The sequence below is a fragment of the Streptomyces sp. NRRL F-2580 genome (assembly GCF_000720115.1).
In the GTDB taxonomy this organism is placed as follows: domain Bacteria; phylum Actinomycetota; class Actinomycetes; order Streptomycetales; family Streptomycetaceae; genus Streptomyces.
In genome coordinates, this window is the sequence record NZ_JOIR01000002.1 from 166190 (window position 1) to 182759 (window position 16570).

Here is a 16570-nt window from a genome sequence, read left to right on the forward strand (position 1 = left end):
GGAGGGGCACCACGGGACCGGGGTGGGTCAGTAGCGGTCGTGGGAGGCGTTCTCGTTGTACAGGCCGGAGACCAGGTTCTCCGCCGGCCAGTAGTCGCCGCAGTTCGGGGCGAAGCTCTGGCTCGGGCCGCTGTAGCCGGAGTTGAAGTAGACGCGGTAGTCGGCCACGCATTCGCCGTTCGACGCCGAGGCCGCGTTGTTCTTGACCGCTTGGCCGCTGCCCTCGTTCGTCATCGTGCAGGCGGCCGCGGTTCCGGAGATCAGGCCGGGCCGGAAGACGTACCGGACGAGGGTCGCCCCGTTGGGCGAGTAGCCGAAGTAGTCAGGGATGTCACCGTCCGAGACGAAGCACGGGCTGGCGGAGTACCAGGTCTGCGCACCCCGGCTGTTGAAGTGGATGGCGAAGCAGTAGCGGTTGCCCGTCGAGGTGCACGCGTCCCCCTCGTAGACGGTGGCAGCCGACGCCGGCGTCACCGAGAGGGACAGCGCGCTCAGAGCGCCGACTGCCGCGACGGTGGCGATTCTCTTGATGATGTTCATCGGTTCCCTGCCACTGAGTACGCCTGCACGGCCTTCGCCGCGTTCTTGTCCTTCGCGGCCCGCTCCTCCGCGAGCTTCGGCGCGTTCTGCTCGATCGCCTTCCGCTGCTTCTCGGTCTCCTTGCCGTTCCAGACCTTGATCAGGTCGGTCTGCTGCTTGCACTCGACGTCGGCGACCGCGTGCGCGATCTCTTCCTGGCCGGCGGTCGGGGCGGAGACGGGGATGCCGAGGGAGCGGAGGTCTTCGAGGGGGTGGCTCTGCTGGTAGCCCTTCCCCTTCATGCAGGAGGACCACTGCGCGAACGCCTTGACGACGTCCGGGTCGCTCTTGGTCTCGTCGAAGACCCTGACGCCGACCGTCTCGGCCTCTGGGGTCTGGGGCACCGGGAACATCCGGCGGGTCTCGCCGCGGCAGCCGTCCTGCGGGACTTCCTTGCCCGCGTAGGTGTTGCCCTTGAGCTCGGGCCCCTTGCCGGTGAACACCGCGGTCTCGGCACCGGGAGCGGGCTCCCAGCGCGCGGGTTCCTTGATGTCGGTGGGGAGGTGGTGCCCGTACTTCTTCGCCACCTCCGGATCGGAGACGCCGTAGCGCCGCCCCATGGTCGCGTCCGCCTGGGCCCGCGCCGCCTGGTCGGAAGCCTGGGGCGGGCCGAAGTTCTTGAATCCGTAGCGTGCCATGCAGGACCGCCACTGGTCCTGTACGGCGACCTTCCAGGCATAGCCGTCGGCGGGCTTGGCGGTGAATTCGTCCAGCGGGAGCGTGAGCCCCACCGCGAGCCCCTTGGTGGGAGCCGACGGAATCTGGTCGAGCGCCATCCGCGCGGGTGCGGCATTTGCCGGCGCGCCCGGGTCCTGAGGCGGGTTGCCCGCCTGTTGCGTACCGCATGCGGCGAGTAGTGCCACGAGAGTGGCGGTACCCGCTATGGCTCTGATCGGTCTCAACGTGAAGGGCCTTTCGCGTGATCGGTCTGGTGCCGAACTTCGGCGGCGGGGGGCTTCAAGCATTTCGGGCCGCGCTCACGTTACCCGCCGCGAAGAGTTCCGATTGTGAAGACTTTCGCGCTTACGGGGCGAGGGATTCCGGATCGGATTTGGCTCGAATGAAGAAGGGTGAATAAGCCATTCCGGTTTTACTCCGTCGACGAGTGGTGGCGGCCGGTGCGACGGGCCGCGGCGGGTCTTCACAGGTCGGTGCCGGGTGAGCGGGTGGCGGGGCGGGTCCGCCCGGTGCGGGGTCCGGGCGGTTCTCGGCCATCGGAGGAAGGTTCCCGGAGAATATTCCAACGGGCTTTCGATTCCTCCGGGTTAAGGTGCCGGTGGCCGCTTGGGATCAAGGGGCGCAGTCACCAATGGGGGAAGAAATGAAGCTGAAGCGTGTGGCGGCCGCGGTCGCGGCCCTTTCCGCGTTCGCAGGAGTGGGTCTCGCCCTGGCGGCGCCGGCGAGTGCCAGTTCCAGCTTGGGCAGCACCTGCTCCGACCTGCGTTCCGACGGACAGTGTCTCCAGCTGTTCTACAACAGTGGTTTCGGTGGTTCCTATTCGTTCTACGAGGGCACCACCAGCGTTCCCGTCATGGCTTCCGGTGACAAATTCCTGACCGGCGGGGCGGGTCAGGGGCGGGAAATCAAGAACAACGCCGCCTCGGCCAAGAACTTCACTTCCCAGGGCTTCTGGGTGAGCATTTACTACAACAGCTGGTACGACGGCCCTTGTGACTCGATCGCGCCGAACAAGTCCGCCTCGAAGCTGGTGAACACGTACAACGAGAACGCGTCCGCCTACACCGGCAAGGGCGACGGCTGCTACGTCTTCAACTGACCGGCCCCCGACGCATCCCCAGAGGCATAGGCGTACGCAGTGAACTCATGCGCAAGGAGAAGGGGGCGGCCCGGCCGGGTCGCCCTCGGGGCGTTGTGCCTCGGTCTGGTCCTCGCCGTCGCCGGCTGCGGGAGCGGAGGAAGTGGCGGGAGTGGCGGGAGTGGCGGCAGCGGCCGCGGGCCGGAGTCCCGGCCCGTCGGCGCCGACGCGCCCTCCGCGACTCCCGCCGCGAGGGCCCCGGGGCCGAGCGCGCGGCTGCCGATCGCGCGCTACAGCCTCACCACCGAGGAGTCGGCCCTGCTCTCGAAGGCCGAGCGACGGGCCATGGCCGAGTGCATGAGCCGGTACGGCCTCCCCTACGACACGGTCGCCGAAAGCCCGGCGGGATCGTCCGACCGCAGGTACGGCCTCCTTGACAAGACCGAGGCGCAGACCCACGGCTACCACCCCCCGAAGGCGTCCGACCTCGGGCTGAAGAGGCCTTCCGACGAAGCCTGGCGGGTCCTCATGGGCGGCGTCGGCACGTACAAGGGGCGCGAGGTTCCGTCCGGCGGCTGCGTGGCGGAGGCGGGCAGGGCCCTGCGCGGCGACGCCGAGCCGCCCGCCGCGGCGAAGACGGCCCAGGAGATCTCGGTCAGCGCGTTTGAGGAATCGCGTTCCGTACCCGAGGTGAAGAACGTCGTCGCCGACTGGTCCGCGTGCATGAAGGCCAAGGGATTCACCTACGCGTCCCCGCTGGACCCGGCGGACGACTTCACGGGCCGGCCGGGCGCGAGCCCGCAGGAAGTGTCCACGGCCATGGCCGACGTGGCCTGCAAAGAGGAGACGAAGCTGGTCGACACCTGGCTGAGCGTGGAGGCCGGGATCCAGCAGACCAAGCTGGCGGCCCACGGTGACGCGCTGGCGGTGCTGGAAGAGCGGCACAGGCAGCAGCTCGACGCCGCCCGCACGATCCTCGCCCGGGCCGGGGAGTAGCGCGCGCGGAACCCACCGGAAGGGCACGCCGACGCCAGTCGACGTGCCCTTCCGGCTTCTCGGATCGAGGATCCGCCCGATCCGGGAGGCACGGTCTAGCCGCAGTGGATGTCCGAGAACCTGTCGCCGGCGGAGGATCCGTCCGGCGAGCCGGCCTCTCCCGCGACGTTGATGCAGTAGCCGTTCGTACCGGTCACGTTCACCGGGCCGGCGTAGCTGGTGTAGTGGCCCGAATCGCTCACCCACTCGCCGTCGACGTTGCTCCTGCCGATGTGGACCTGCATGTAGGTGCGCTGGCCGGCGTACTTCCGGGCGATGTTCACCGCGCAGTTCGTGCCGCCGTTGCCGCTGGAGTAGTAGACCTGGATGGTCGACCAGACCTCGCCGTGGGCCATGATGTTGTAGCTGCCCTTGAGGTTGCCGGCGCAGCCGTACCCGGCCGCGGAGGCGGTCGGGGCGAGTGCCAGGTTCGCGGCGCCGATGACCATGGTGGCGGCTGCGAGGGTGACGAGGGTCTTGCGCATGACGTGCGTACCTCTGTTCGGATTGCGGCCGAAGTCCTCTTCGGCCAAGGGGATGTGACGGGAAACCGGCACCGAGTGGCCGAGCCTCAGTGGTTGATGTCGACCACGATCCGGTTCGGTGCGGTGAGCTTGGAGATCCGGTACGAGGCGTGGTCGCCGAGGGCGACTCCGATGTTGAACTCGCGGGCCTCGGGATCGGTGGCGCCTGTGAGGCCCTGCCCCTTGAGGCTCGGGAAGTCGTAGCTCTGGTACTTCGGGCCCGTGTACACCGACTTGAGGGCGGCGAAGTCGAACCCGGTCGCCCGGGACAGCTTGATCTTCAGGTACTGCTTGCCCGTGATCGGGAGCACGTGCTCGCTCCCCTCGTCACCGCAGCAGGTCAGCGGCGTGGTCTGGGTGGTCGTGGTCCACTGCGGGATCGGGCCTTCGCCCAGGTCGATCACGAAGCGGTCGAAGCCCGGGTGGGTCGCGGCGCGGACGCCGAGGACGCAGGTCCCCTGGCAGTCGGGGGCAGCGGCCGGGGAGGCCGGTTCCGCGACGGTGGCCGGCGCCGGGAGCGCGGACGCCTGGGCCTGGGGCACGGCGATGCACAGCGCGCTCGCGGCGACCGCGACGGTGGATGCCAGGAGGCGAATTGCCTTTTTGGAATGCACGAGAATACTTCCCCTCATCATGCTCGTCATGCGCGAATTGGTCTCATGGCGACAGACGGTCCGGACGTGCGGACACGAAGTGCTGCTTGTGGTTCGGGGGGTTCGTCCGCATTGCAGGATTCGGCGATCCGGAAGCCCGGTCCTCACGTGCCCGTACCTCCCCCCGTATTCGGTGTGGACGACGTGAATGTCGTCGAGCGGGGGGATGGTGTGCGCCGGCTGCGCGGCGGGATCGACCGCTGTGCCGACCGGGCGGAACGGCGCGCGCAAAGGTGGTCGTTCCTGCGCTCGCGAGCCGGGTGGCCGGGTGGCCGTCTCGCGGTGGTGCCGTGGTGCGTGCTCAGCCCGGATCCGACGTGCGGAACGGGCAGCGCACCGCTCGGCGGAGGTTCCCCCCGTCCCGCCGAGCAGGTGCGTCAACGCGCCAACCGCTTGAGGTGGTCGGGCCGCCCGGCGGTGTCACCGACCTCGCACAGGACCACCGGAGGCGGGTGTCTGCCGGGACCATACCCATAAGTAGCCCCAGGCCGGCGGGGTTTTCCGGCGGTGTCGCCCGTGGACCGGCGGCTGCGGCCGTTCCGCGGGGCGGGTGCTCGGCCGCCGCCCCCGCGGGGTGCCCGAGTGCTCCCGGGCCCTTGGGGCATGGGCGCGGGCCGGTGCTGCGGGCGGTCGCAGGCGCGTCCGGATCCCGCTGCGAGATGTCCGGTTCCGGGCTGTTCCGCCAGTCGCCCGGGGTGGGTTTCACGCCGTTTGAATTCGGCTGGAAATATATGGTGCGCTGGCGAGAAAAAGCCCACCGAGCAGGGCTTGAAAAGTGGAGCTGATCCATCCGGAAATGGGTGTGAGATATGGCTCATCCCGCCACCTCAAGTGTTCCTCAGATAAGAGTTGGGCGGCTTGACTCGATCTGGATACGCAATGAAGATCTGTGGGTGCGGAGGGGGACTGCGTGATGTGGATCAGCCGCGTGTGTCCCCTTCGTGGCGAAGAGATCTACCAGGGGGAAATGCCGTGAAGTTCCAAGTGCTCGGACCGGTTGAGATAGAGACAGAGGACGGGGCCCAGGTATCGCCGAGAGCGCTCAAGCTCCGCTCCCTGCTGGCCTATCTCTGCGCCCATCACGGTGAGGCCGTGTCCTCCGGCCGGCTCATCGAGGCCCTCTGGTCCGGAACCCCTCCCCAGACCGCCTCCACCGCACTGCACGTCTACGTGTCCAAGCTGCGCAAGCACCTCCAGGCGCTCGACCTCGACGCCGCCGCGCTCATCACCACCCAGCCGCCCGGGTACCGGCTGCGGCTCGTCGGGTGCGATCTGGACGTCTACGAGTTCGACCGGCTGCTGGCAGCGGCCCGGGAGTTCCGTCGGGCCGGTGATCGCGAAAGGGCTTCGAGGACCCTCGACCAGGCCATCTCGCTCTGGCGCGGACAGGCCCTCGAAGACCTGCGTGCCATCCCCGCCTTCGAGTCCCTCGGCCGGCGGCTGGACGAGCGCCGCTCCTTCGCCCACGAGCAGCGGTTCGAACTCGAACTCGAGCTCGGGAACCACAAGGCTCTCGTCGGTGAGATCTACGCCCTGCTCGACGACCGCTCGACGTGGGAGAACCTCTATGCCTACCTGATGGTGGCCCTCTACCGCAGCGGACGCACCGCCGAGGCCCTGGCCACGTACAGCAAGGTCCGGCGCAACCTGGTCGAGGACCACGGGATCGAGCCCGCGCCGCGCCTCCAGCGGCTGCAGCACGCGATCCTGACGCACGCCCCCGCCCTCGACGACTGTGGCGCGGAACAGCTGGTCGGCGTGACCGCCGCGTGAAGGGGCCCGGCCTGCTGCCCGGGCTGACCGCGGGGCGACCCGGGACGACCCGGAGCGATCGGGGTCGAGGACACGAGGAACGAGGAGAACCACTGATGGTCGGGTCGCGTGCCGCTGCGGATACCCGCGCCGTCCCCTGGTGGCCGCTGCTGCGGCCGCACGGGGACGTCGAGCCCCGCGTACGGCTCCTGGTGTTCCCGCACTCCGGGTCCGGCCCCGGCACGCTCTACCCCGTCGTCGAGGCGCTGCCCGCGCACGTGGAAGTGCTCGGGCTGTCGCTCCCCGGGCGGGAGCGCCGCTTCGGCGAGCCGCCGGGCTGCCGGCTCGACCAGGTCCTGGACTCCGTCTCCGACGAGGTGCTCGGCCGCGACCCGCTGCCCACGGTGGTGTTCGGGCACAGCCTGGGCGCGCTCCTCGCCACCCGCGCGGCCCTCCTCCTCGGCGGGCAGTGCCGGGCGGCCGTCGTCAGCGGCCAGGTGCCCGGCGGGGCCCCGCGCCGGGCCCATGCGACGGCCACCCACGAGGACGCCGTACGGCTGCTGCGCGAGGGCGGGGGCACGCCGGAGTGGGTGCTCCGGGATCCGGACATGCTGGCGCACGTCACCGGGGTGCTGCGGGCCGACATCGCGCTCAGCCGGGAGGCCGCTGTGGGATTCGGGGACGTACGCCTCGACGTGCCGCTCCACGTGCTGGGCGGCACGGCGGACCCGCTGGTCCCGGTCGAGCCGCTCGACGGCTGGGCCGCGCACACGACCGGGCCGTGCCGGGTACGCCGTTTCGCCGGAGACCATTTCTTCCTGCTGGCCCAGGAGAACAAGGGCGAGGTCGGGGACATCCTGCGCCGGGCCCTCGACGGGGAATTCCGATAACCCGACGGCGGCGTCGCCGCTCCGCCTCGGCCGTTCAGCCGCCCTGCGGCCCGGCGGCCGAGGCGGAGCGGCTCTTCACGGTCGCGGCATAGGTGTCCACGTATTCCTGGCCGGACAGCGCGGAGATCTCCCGGGTGATCCGGTTCGTGACCGCGCGCCGCGTCCGGCGGTCGGACTCGCACCCGGAATGCTCGGGGAAAGTCATCGGGGCGCCGAAATGCGCCTCGAAGCGCGAGACGTAGAGCCGTTTGGCGCCGGCCGGGTGCACCCGCTCGGTGCCGACGAGGCCGCACGGGATCACCGGCGCCCCGCTGCGCAGCGCTATCCACGCCGTGCCGGTGTTCCCCTTGTAGAGGCGGCCGTCGGGCGAGCGCGTGCCCTCGATGTGCACGCCCACCCCGTGTCCCTCGCGCATGATGCGCAGGGAGGTCTCCAGGCCCGCCATGGTCGCCGGGCCGCTCGTGTTGTCGACGGTGATCATCCCGACGGAGCGGAAGAACAGGCCCTGCAGCCGGCCCTTGAGGCCGGGCATGTTGAGCCACCCCTGCTTGCCGATGAAGTAGAGGGGCCGCGGGGTGAGCAGGGCGATGAATATGGAGTCGAAGAACGACAGGTGGTTGGCCGCGATGACGAAGGGGCCGGATTCCGGCACGTTCTCGACACCGGTGACCCGGGGTCGCAGGACGAGCGTGAGCGGAATGAGGAGAAGCCGCCTCAGCAGCATCCGGAGCATGTTCGGGTCTCCTTCTCTGAACGTCTCGACCGAGCGTCCAACGGGAACATACGGGAAGGGGGAAGTGGGTCGAAAGGGCGGACAAGAGCGGTTTAGTCGTGCGGTCAGACGGGCGAAAGCAGCGCTTTAGCGAGAGCCATTCCGGCTGTTGTTAGGCTGCTTGGGCGCTTCACCGATCAGGATTCAGAGACGAGGATGTCGTGCTCCAGCCCGCCGATCTTGCTTCCGTCCGTGCCTTCGTCGAGCGCGAACTCGTCGACTTCGGGGCGGAGCCCGACGCGGTCACGGACGGGGCCCGGCTGGAGGAGCTGGAGATCGACTCCCTCGGTGTCGTCGAACTCACCGCGTCCATCAAGCGCGAGTTCGCGGTCGACGTCCCCCTCGAAGCACTGACCAAGGACATCACGGTCGCCGGGGTCGTCGCCCTGATCCGTGGCGGCGCGGCCGCGGCCTGACCCCGTACCGCTGCCGCCGCCCACAGGGCGCGGGGCCGGTCCCGGACCACAAGTCCGGGACCGGCCCTTCCCCGTACCCGGCCTAGTCCGTGAACACCGGCGCGTAGCGCCGCCGTTCCCACGGGTACGCGGGCAGGTCGACGACCCGGCGCGGCAGGTCCGCGAACCCAGGCTCCGCGCCCGGCGCGACCTCCTCGGCCTCCGGCGGCGCGAGGCCCTCCGCGACCGCCGTCAGTACGGCCGCCGCCCGGTGCCGGTCCGCCGCCGTGACGCGGACGCGGGTGGCCAGCGGCGTACGGCCGTGCGTGACGGTGTACGCGAAGGCCGGGTACTCCTCGTCCTTGAGCTCGGCCAGCCGCCCCGCCAGCCGCGCCGCGTAGGCCCGCAGCGCCGCCGGGGTCCGCGCGGACACCTCGAAGCCGCCGACCGCGACTGCGGCCCCGGACCCCCGGCCGGTCCCGGAACCGGGTCCGGCCGGGGCCGGCTCCTCGGCCACGCCGAGCACGACGTGCGCGTTGGTGCCGCTCATGCCGAAGGAGCTGACGCCCGCGTACGCCCCCGCCGCCGCCGGCCACGGCTCCAGCTCCGTCGGGATGCGGAAGCCCGTTCCCGACAGGTCGATGCGCGGGTTGAGCGTGGTGAAGTGCGGTACCGGCGGGACCGCCCGGTGCCGCAGGCTCAGCACCGCCTTGATCAGGCCGAGCACGCCCGCCGCCGCCTCGGTGTGGCCCAGGTTGGCCTTGGCGGAGCCGAGCAGGACCGGAGCCCCGGAGCCCGTCCGGCCCAGGGCCGCCGCCAGGGCCTCGACCTCGATCGGGTCGCCCAGCGAGGTGCCGGTGCCGTGGGCCTCCACGTGGCCGATGTCGGCCGGGCCGAGGCCGGCGTCCGCCAGCGCCCGCTCGACGAGCCGGGTCTGGGCCCGCACGTTGGGGGCGGTGAACCCGGAGGCGCGGCCGTCGTGGTTGACCGCCGAGCCGTGGATCACCGCGTGCACCCGGTCGCCGTCGCGCACGGCGTCCGCCAGCCGCTTGAGGACGACGACGCCGCACCCCTCCGAGCGGGTGAAGCCGTTGGCCCGCGCGTCGAAGGGGCGGCACACCCCGTCCGGGGACAGGGCGCCCGTACGCGCGGCGAGCTCCGTCCCGTTGGGTGACAGCACCAGGTTCACCCCGCCGGCCACGGCGATGTCGCACTCGCCGCCGCGCAGGGCCTGCCGCGCCAGGTGGACCGCGACCAGCGAGGAGGAGCAGGCGGTGTCGACGGCCATGGCCGGACCGGTGAACCCCAGGGTGTGCGCGAGCCGGCCGGCCGAGAAGCAGTGCCCGTTGCCGGTGGCCCAGTACGAGTCGGGGCCCTCGCGCATCCACTCCCGGTAGTCCTGGCCGGTGATGCCCACGTACAGGCCGGTCCCGGCGGCGGCCGCCCGGGCGGCCGGGATGCCGGCGTCGTCCAGGGCCTCCCAGGCCACTTCGAGCAGCATCCGGTGCTGTGGGTCGAGGGAGCGGCCCTCGCGGGGCGCGACGCCGAAGAACGGGCCGTCGAACTCCAGGACCTCGTCCAGGAATCCGCCCCGGTGCGGTACGTCGTCCCAGGCGTCCCCGAACGGAGGGCGCCGGGACGGCGGGATCGGGCGCACCGCGTCCGCTCCCGAGGCCAGCGCCCGCCAGTAGCCGTCGAGGTCGTCGATCCCGCCGGGGGCCCGCAGGCCGATGCCGACGACGGCGATCGGCCGGGCACCCCGCAGGGCCGCGAGCTCCTCGCGCAGGGTGCGGATCGTCTCCATGGCCCGGCTGACCGGAGTGGCCCGGCTGACCGGAGTGGCCCGGACGGCCGGGGCCGCCCCGCCGATCGGGGCCGCCCCGCCGACCGGGATCGCCCGGCCGATCGGGTTCTCCGGGGTGGCCGGAGCCGAACCCGCCGTCTCGGTGTTGTCGTGTCCCACTGTCATGCCTCCTGTTCCGCGAGCCGCTCCACCAGGGCCCCGGCCAGCGGCCGCAGGGCGCCGTACGTCCACAGCAGCGTCGGCGAGAGCCGCAGCCCGAAGTCCGCCTCCAGCCGGTTGCGCAGCTCCAGGCTCATCAGCGAGTCCAGTCCGAGGGACTTGAGCGGGGTCTCCCGGTCGATGGACTCCGCCGGCAGCCGCAGCACCCGGCCGGCGAGCCGGCGTACGCGCTCCTCGACCACCGTGAGCCGGTCCTCGGCGGCGCAACCGTCCAGCAGCTGCCGGAAGTCGCCGCCCGAGCCGGCCGCCGGGTCCCCGGTGGCGCGCAGCAGGCTCCAGCTGGGCCGCCCGGCCGCCGCCGGGTACGTCTCGAACCAGCGGCGCGGGTCCAGGGCGACGTACCCCACGACGCTCTCGCCGTCCCCGAGGAACGACTCCAGTGCCTGCCAGGCCTCGGCGGGCTCGAAGCCGTCCATGCCGCGGTCGGCGAGCCGGTCGCCGCGGTCGGCCGCGCGGGCCGCGAGGCCGACGCCGTCGAAGGTGCCCCACTGGACGCTGAGCGCGGGCCGCCCCGCGGCGCGGCGGGCCGCGGCCAGCGCGTCCATGTACGTGTTCGCCGCGGCGTAGGCGGACTGCCCGACGTTGCCGACGAGCCCGGCCGCCGAGGAGAACAGCACGAAGAGGTCCAGCGGATCGTTCGCCGTCAGCCGGTCCAGCTCGGCCGCCCCGTCGGCCTTGGGCGCCAGCACCCGGGCCACCCCCGCCACGTCGAGGTTGCGGACCACGGCGTCGGAGAGGAGGCCCGCCGCGTGGAAGACCCCGCGCAGCGCCGGGAGTTCGGCCCGGATCCGGGCGAGGGCCAGACCCAGGGACGTGGCGTCGGCGACGTCCGCGTGCAGCACCGACACCCGGGCGCCGGCCGCGCGGAGCTCCGCGACGCGCCGCGCGGCCTCCTCGGTCGGCGCCGAACGCCCCAGCAGGGCCAGGGCCGTCGCGCCCCGCGCCACCAGGTGCTCGGCGAGCGAGAGGCCGAGGTCGCCGAGGCCGCCGGTGACGAGGTAGGTGCCGTCGGGGCGGAACCGGCCGTGCGGCAGCGGATCGGCCACCACGCGGTCCACGGTCTGCGGCCCGTACAGCACGAACTTGCCGATGTGGTCGCCGTGCGACATGGCGCGCAGCGCCTCCGTCGCGTCGTCGAAGGTGTAGTGGGTGACGGGCAGCGCCGTGAGCAGGCCCGCCTCCACCGCGTCCCAGACCGCGCGGAAGAGCCGCGCGAACCGCTCGGGGCGCCGCATCACGAGTCCTTCGAGGTCTACGGCCGCGAAGCTGACGCCCTTGCGGAACGGCGCGAGGCCCAGCGTGCGCTCCCCGTGGATGTCCTTCTTGCCGACCTCGACGAACCGGCCGTCCTCGGCGAGGACCTCCAGTCCGCGCGCGAGGGCGGCGCCGGTCAGCGAGTTGAGGACGACGTCGACCCCGCGGCCCCCGGTGCGGGCGCGCACGGCGTCCGCCCAGGAGGGGTCGCGCGAGTCGAAGACGTGTTCGATGCCGAGTTCCCGCAGGTAGGAGCGCTTGGCCGCGCTGCCCGCCGTCGCGATGACCTCGGCGCCCAGCAGCCGGGCCACCTGCACCGCGGCCAGGCCCAGACCGCCGGCCGCGGAGTGGACCAGTACGGTCTCGCCCGGCTCCACCCGGGCCAGGTCGTGCAGCGCGTACCAGGCGGTGGCCAGGACGAGCGGCAGCGCGGCGGCGTCCTCCTGGGTCATCGCCGCGGGCACCGGCCGTGCGTGGTCGGCGCGTACGGTCACGTGCGAGACGATCGCGCCGAAGACGCAGGCCACCACCCGGTCGCCGACGCGGAACCCGCTCGTGCCGGGGCCCACCGAGACGACCCGGCCGGAGCAGTCCCCGCCGAGCAGCTCCTTGCCCCCTGCCTCGTCGGGGTACGTGCCCACCGCCTTCATGACGTCGATGAAGTTGAGGGAGGCTGCGTCGACCTCGATCTCGATCTCGCCCGGTCCCGGTGCGCGGCGGGTCAGCGGCAGGTAGCGCAGCGACTCCCACAGCCCCGGCCGCGGGCCCGGGTGCAGCCGGAACGGCTGGCGGACCGTGTACGGCAGGGGGGCGCCGGCCCCGTCCGGCCGGTGGCCGCCGCGCTCCAGGCGGCCGGCCAGCCGCAGTCCGTCGCCGCGCTGCAGGACCTGGTCCTCCCGCTCGGCGTCCAGCAGTTCGCGTACGACACCGGACGCCCACGGGCCGTCGCCCGCGGTGTCCACGAGCCGGACCGCGAGATCCGGGTGCTCGCCCTGCAGCACCCGGCCGAAGCCCCAGTACAGGGCCGCGCCGGGATCGGGCGCCTCGGCGGCCGAGGCCGCCTGCGCCCGTGTGGTCAGCACGGTCAGGCGGGGTGCCACCGGCCGGTCCGAGCAGGCGACCGCGAGCGCGCCGAGGGCCGTCAGGCCCGCCCGCTGTTCCGCCTCGCCCGCCGTCCGGTCCGGGGCGACGAAGACCACCTCGCCGCCGTCCACGGCCCGCACCGCCTCGGCCCAGGCCGCGGCGTCGGCGGCCGCGGGCGGGCTCACGGCGTCGGCGCCCAGCGCGCCCGCCAGTTCCCGGGCCGTGCCCGCGGCCGACTCCGGGCCGCACACCAGCCAGGGGCCCTGCTCGCCGCCGGGCCCGGCGTACTCCCGCTCGTGGAAGCCGAAGCGGTGCACGCGCTCGGGGGCCGGCGCGGACCGCTCGCCCGAGCGCAGGCGGCGCAGCTCCAGCCCGGTGACGCGGGCCACGGGCTGGCGGTCGGATCCGTACAGGGCCAGGTCGAAGAGCCCGTCCGCCCGGCGCAGGGCGTGCACCCACAGCTCGGTCAGGTCCGAGGGCCGCCCCGGCAGCAGCGCGAGCCGTTCGATGCCTACGGGCACCACGGTGTCCCCGTGCCCGCACAGCGCCAGGGAGAGCTGGAACGCCCCGTCCCACAGGGCGGGGTGCAGGACGAACCGGCGGGCACCGGGCCGGCACTGCTCGGCGAGGACCACCCGGCCGATCGCCTCCTCGCCGCGCACGCGCAGTTCGCGTACGCCCTGGAAGGCGGGGCCGTACCGGAGTCCGCGCTCGGTGCAGGCGCGGTAGAACGCGGCGCCGTCGACGGCCGGCTCCCGCAGCAGGGCGGCCGGGAACTCCGGTACGGAGGCCTGCTCGTTGCGGTACGAGGCGTGCGCCGTCATGTGCCGGGTCCAGCCGTCGGCGCCGTCGGCCAGCGACAGCACCTCCAGGCCGGCGCCCTCGCCGGAGTCCTCCCGCCACACGCCGCCCAGGTGCAGCCCGCCGTCGGTGAGCGTCATGTCGCTCAGGAAGGACAGGCCGCGCAGCGACTGCGGGACGCCGCCGGTCCGGGCGGCCGCGGTGCCCAGGCACAGCTCGACGGTGGCCGCCGCGGGCACGACGACGGCGTCGTGCACCCGGTGGTCGGCGAGCCAGGGGTGGGATCCGGTGCCGATCTCGGCGGTGCCGTGCCAGGTCCCGGCCTCGGTCGGCAGCGGGACCAGCGGGAAGGCGAAGGCGGCCGAACGGCCCGCACCGCGCTGCGGCGCACCGACCCAGTGGCTCTCGCGCTGCCACGGGTACGCGGGCACTCCCGCGTCGCGCGAGCGGGGGCGCGGGCCGTACGGGGTCAGACCCGCCACGTGGGCCTCCGCGAAGCTCTCCGCGAGGTCCTCGGGGGCGCCCCGGTCCCGGTGCAGGGTGCCCAGGACGGCCGGCGGCTCCTTGCGCAGCGCGCCGATCTGCTCCAGCGCCGGCACCAGGACCGGGTGGGCGCTGACCTCCACGACGTGGGTGACGCCCTCGTCCAGGAGCGCGTCGACGGTTCCCGCGAACATCACGGGGCGGCACAGGTTCTCCACCCAGTACGCGCCGTCCATCTCCGGGCCGTCCAGGACCGCGGTGCGCACCGTGGACATGAGCGGGATCCGCGCGGCGGCGGGCCGCACCGGGGCCAGCACCTCGTGCAGCTCGTCGGCGAGTTCGAGCATGAGCGGGCTGTGGGAGGCGTAGTCCACGTTGACGAGCCGGCAGTACGTGCCGTCCGCCTCCAGGAGCTCCTTCAGCAGCAGCACCGAGTCGCCGTCGCCGGAGAGCACGCAGGAGTGGGGGCCGTTGTGCACGGCGAGCGCCACGCAGTCCTCGAAGCCCTCCAGGGCCCGGGCGGCCGAGTCCGCGTCGAGGTCCACGGCGAGCATGCGGCCGGTGCCCGCGGCGGTGCGCAGCAGGACGGCGCTGCGCCGGGCCACGACCAGGGCGGCGTCCTCCAGGGAGAGGATCCCGGCCACGGTGGCGGCGGCGATCTCGCCCTGGCTGTGGCCGACGACGACGTCCGGCTCCACGCCCCCCGCGCGCCAGGCGGCGGCCAGGGCCACGGAGACCGCCCACAGCACCGGCTGGACGACGTCGACGCGGCCCGTCCAGGCGTCGCCGTCCCGGCCGGTGAGCACATCGGTCAGGGACCACGCGGTGTGCGGGGCCAGGGCGGCCGCGCACTGGTCGATCACGTCCGCGAAGGCGGGGTCCTCGGCGTACAGGCGGGCGCCCATGGCGGCCCACTGCGAGCCCTGGCCGGGGAAGACGAAGGCGGTACGGCCGCGCTCGCGGGCCCGGCCGGTGACCGTGCCGGACGAGGTGGCGTCCGGCTCGGCCGCGTACGCGTCGAGTGCGGCGCGCAGCCCGTCGCCGTCGGTGGCGATCAGCCCGGTCCGGAAGGGGAACTGGTCGCGCTGCCAGCCGAGCGTCGCGGCGATCTCCCGCGGATCGGCGCCGGGCCGGTCGAGGGCGGCGCGCACGTCGCGGGCGCGCTGGAGCAGCGCGGCCTGGCTGTGGGCGCTCAGCGGCAGCAGGAAGGGCGCGTCGGGGCGGCGCCGCGCGGAGCCGTCTGCGCCGACGGCGCCGTCGTCTCCGGTGGCGGACGCGGTGTCGGCCGGCGGGGCGGTGGTGATCACGGCGTGGGCGTTGGTGCCGCCCCAGCCGAAGGAGCTGACGCCCAGGTAGACCGGGCCGTCTTCGGGCAGCGGCAGCGGTTCCCGCACGACTTCCAGGCCCAGTTCGTCGAAGGGGATGTCGGGGTTCAGCTCCGCGGAGTGCAGGCTGGGCGGCACCACGCCGTTCTTCAGCGAGAGCACCGCCTTGAAGAGGCCGGCGAGCGCGGCCACGGGCTCCAGGTGCCCGATGTTCGTCTTGACCGACCCGATGCCCAGCGGCCGGCCGGCCCGCTCGGGGGCCTGGCCCAGCACCCGGCCGAGGGCCGTCGCCTCGACGGGGTCGCCCGCCCGGGTGCCGGTGCCGTGCGCCTCCACGTACGCGACCCGGTCGAGGGGGATGCCGCTGTCCTCGTAGACGCGGCGCAGCAGGTCCTCCTGCCCGGCCTGGCTGGGGGTCACCAGGCTGGTGCCGCCGCCGTCGTTGTTCGCGGCGGTCCGCACGATCACGGCGTGCACCCGGTCCCCGTCCCTGCGGGCCCGCGCCAGCGGCTTGAGGTAGACCGCGGCCACGCCCTCGCCGCGGACGAACCCGTCGGCCCCGGCGCCGAAGGCGCTGCACCGGCCCTTCGGGGAGAGCCCGCCGAAGTGGGTGAGCCCGATCGTCACGTCCGGGGTGAGCATCAGGTTGGCCGCGCCCACCAGCGCGCCGTCCACGTCGCCTGCGCGGATGGCCTGGCAGGCCAGGTGCAGGGCGACCAGGGAGGAGGAGCAGCCGGTCTCCAGCGTCAGGCTGGGGCCGGTCAGGCCGAGGAAGTACGAGATGCGCGCGGACAGCATGTCGAGCGCGTTGCCGGAGATGGAGTGCTGGGTGGGGCGGGCGCCGCGGTCCTCGCGCAGCCGCTCGTAGTCCTGCCACAGACCGCCGAAGTAGACGCCGGTACGGGTGCCGGCGAGGCTCGCGGTGGGCACCCCGGCGTCCTCCAGCGCCAGCCAGGTGGTCTCCAGCATCAGCCGCTGCTGCGGGTCGAGCACCTCGGCCTCGCGCGGCGAGACCCCGAAGAACGCGGCGTCGAACGCGTCGACGCCCTCCAGGAACCCGCCGTGGCCCTGGATCTCCTTCTCCGGGTCCAGGGGCTGATCGGTGTTCCAACGGGCCGCCGGGATCGGGCGGATCGCGTCGCCGCGGTCCATCAGCAGGTCCCAGAACCGGTCCGTGTCGGGAGCGTCGGGGAACCGTCCCGCCATCCCCACGATGGCGATCGGCTCAGCCGGGTCGTGATGCAC

At 73.1% G+C, this 16570-nt stretch carries 12 protein-coding genes; 5 read left to right on the forward strand and 7 right to left on the reverse strand.

Translation table 11 applies throughout. The features are described 5' to 3' along the window. Positions 1 to 27: 27 nt before the first annotated feature. Both IF88_RS0102455 and IF88_RS0102460 read right to left on the reverse strand, forming a co-directional pair. Positions 28 to 540 (reverse strand): hypothetical protein, encoded by a 513-nt coding sequence (locus IF88_RS0102455; protein WP_051836321.1) that lies wholly within the window; start codon positions 538 to 540, stop codon positions 28 to 30. Beyond that, positions 537 to 1355, reverse strand: a complete 819-nt coding sequence (locus tag IF88_RS0102460) for a hypothetical protein (protein ID WP_030706867.1) — start codon at positions 1353 to 1355, stop codon at positions 537 to 539. The genes IF88_RS0102455 and IF88_RS0102460 overlap by 4 nt, the downstream gene beginning before the upstream one ends. 545 nt (positions 1356 to 1900) lie before the next feature. Here IF88_RS0102460 and IF88_RS0102465 point away from each other — a divergent pair. Together IF88_RS0102465 and IF88_RS0102470 are read left to right on the forward strand one after the other, a co-directional pair. Beyond that, entirely contained in the window at positions 1901 to 2356 is a 456-nt protein-coding gene (locus IF88_RS0102465; protein WP_051836322.1) for a peptidase inhibitor family I36 protein, read from the forward strand. A gap of 93 nt (positions 2357 to 2449) precedes the next feature. Further along, positions 2450 to 3331, forward strand: coding sequence for a hypothetical protein (locus IF88_RS0102470; protein WP_030706869.1), 882 nt, complete (start codon positions 2450 to 2452; stop codon positions 3329 to 3331). A 95-nt stretch (positions 3332 to 3426) separates the two neighbouring features. On the opposite strand, the gene IF88_RS41900 is transcribed toward IF88_RS0102470, so the two are convergent. Beyond that, positions 3427 to 3855: a hypothetical protein gene (locus IF88_RS41900; RefSeq protein WP_051836323.1), complete on the reverse strand. Its 429-nt coding sequence runs from the start codon at positions 3853 to 3855 to the stop codon at positions 3427 to 3429. An 86-nt stretch (positions 3856 to 3941) separates the two neighbouring features. Further along, entirely contained in the window at positions 3942 to 4508 is a 567-nt protein-coding gene (locus IF88_RS41905) for an AMIN-like domain-containing (lipo)protein (protein ID WP_051836325.1), read from the reverse strand. A 1011-nt stretch (positions 4509 to 5519) separates the two neighbouring features. Here IF88_RS41905 and IF88_RS0102490 point away from each other — a divergent pair. Then, complete coding sequence (locus tag IF88_RS0102490) at positions 5520 to 6320, forward strand: AfsR/SARP family transcriptional regulator (protein ID WP_030706873.1); 801 nt, start codon at positions 5520 to 5522, stop codon at positions 6318 to 6320. 95 nt (positions 6321 to 6415) lie between these two features. Next, the gene (locus tag IF88_RS0102495; RefSeq protein ID WP_051836326.1) at positions 6416 to 7189 is read left to right on the forward strand and encodes a thioesterase II family protein; all 774 of its coding nucleotides are present in this window, start codon (positions 6416 to 6418) and stop codon (positions 7187 to 7189) included. Between the two features lie 34 nt (positions 7190 to 7223). On the opposite strand, the gene IF88_RS0102500 is transcribed toward IF88_RS0102495, so the two are convergent. Further along, positions 7224 to 7922 carry a lysophospholipid acyltransferase family protein gene (locus IF88_RS0102500; RefSeq protein WP_030706876.1) on the reverse strand — a complete coding sequence of 233 codons (699 nt, stop codon included), beginning with the start codon at positions 7920 to 7922 and terminating at the stop codon, positions 7224 to 7226. Between the two features lie 200 nt (positions 7923 to 8122). Here IF88_RS0102500 and IF88_RS0102505 point away from each other — a divergent pair, with 200 nt between their 5' ends. Continuing rightward, on the forward strand, positions 8123 to 8377 hold the full coding sequence (locus tag IF88_RS0102505; protein ID WP_030706877.1) for an acyl carrier protein: 255 nt from the start codon (positions 8123 to 8125) through the stop codon (positions 8375 to 8377). Positions 8378 to 8459: 82 nt separating this feature from the next. Here IF88_RS0102505 and IF88_RS0102510 read toward each other — a convergent pair whose 3' ends face one another. Together IF88_RS0102510 and IF88_RS0102515 are read right to left on the reverse strand one after the other, a co-directional pair. Continuing rightward, complete coding sequence (locus IF88_RS0102510) at positions 8460 to 10325, reverse strand: polyketide synthase (protein ID WP_234323419.1); 1866 nt, start codon at positions 10323 to 10325, stop codon at positions 8460 to 8462. After that, complete coding sequence (locus IF88_RS0102515; RefSeq protein WP_030706879.1) at positions 10322 to 16570, reverse strand: type I polyketide synthase; 6249 nt, start codon at positions 16568 to 16570, stop codon at positions 10322 to 10324. The genes IF88_RS0102510 and IF88_RS0102515 overlap by 4 nt, the downstream gene beginning before the upstream one ends.